Source organism: Paracoccus fontiphilus (assembly GCF_017356265.1).
In the GTDB taxonomy this organism is placed as follows: Bacteria; Pseudomonadota; Alphaproteobacteria; order Rhodobacterales; family Rhodobacteraceae; genus Paracoccus; species Paracoccus fontiphilus.
Genome location: NZ_JAFNAW010000166.1, coordinates 1 through 970, shown reverse-complemented (window position 1 = coordinate 970; position 970 = coordinate 1). Strand labels below are relative to the sequence as shown.

Here is a 970-nt window from a genome sequence, read left to right as displayed (position 1 = left end):
CGCCGGTCCGGCTGCACGACCGCCCCGGCGTCCCGGAGGCGCCGGGTGCGCCCGCCATCGGCGCGGTCGCGGCCTGGCAAGCGGCGAATGTTCTGGCGGGGATTCAGCCGCCGGGCGGGCAGGCGGCCGGGCGGGTGGCCTTCAAGACCGGCACCAGCTATGGCCACCGGGACGCCCTGGCGGTGGGCTTTGACGGCCGCTTCGTCGCGGGCGTCTGGATGGGCCGGCCCGACGGAACCCCGGTGCCCGGAGCCTTTGGCGGCGATTACGCCGCGCCGGTGCTGTTCGACCTGTTCAATGCGCTGGGCCCCCGGTCGGTTTCCCTGCCGCCTCCGCCGCAGGCCGCGCTGACGGGTCCCAACGCCGCGCTGCCCCGTCCCCTCCGCCGCTTCGTGCCGCCGGGCTCGCTTGCCGACTCGGGTTCCTCGTTCCGCGCGCCCGAACTGCTGACGATCCAGTTCCCGCCGGACAGCGCCGAAGTGGAACTGGTCGGCGCCACGCTGCTTGTGCGCGCCAAGGGCGGCACGCCGCCCTATAGCTGGCTGCTGAACGGCGCCCCCGTGGCGGTCGGCACGTCCGAGCCGACCGCAGAGCTGCCTGTCCGCGCCGGGTTTGCGTCCTTGTCGGTGGTCGATGCGAAGGGCCGCTCGGCACGGGTCGAGTTCAGGGCTTCGGGCGGAGGATAGGACGGCGTCCGTGGCATCGGGAAGCGGCCCGCCCGACGGATTGGCAAAACCGGATGCGAGGGCTGGTCCGTGGCTGGCATGGATCGGACGAAGGATGGCCCTGTCAGGCCTCAAGGTCGGGCCTTGCGGATGTCGTCGCAGGGAGAGCCCCGGCCAAGTGCTTGCGGCGGCCGCAGGCCGCGCGGCAGCCACGCGATAGAGCATGTCGCGGGCATCGAGATTCAGGATTCCCAGCTAGCCTATGATGTGCTTCCCTTCTGCTGAGGCAGGTATGGGGGGTCTGA

General features: G+C 72.2%; 1 pseudogene. It reads left to right on the top strand.

From position 1 onward, the window contains the following. A pseudogene (locus J0F76_RS20670) lies at positions 1 to 686 on the top strand (penicillin-binding protein 1C); the annotation flags it as partial. Positions 687 to 970 lie beyond the last annotated feature (284 nt).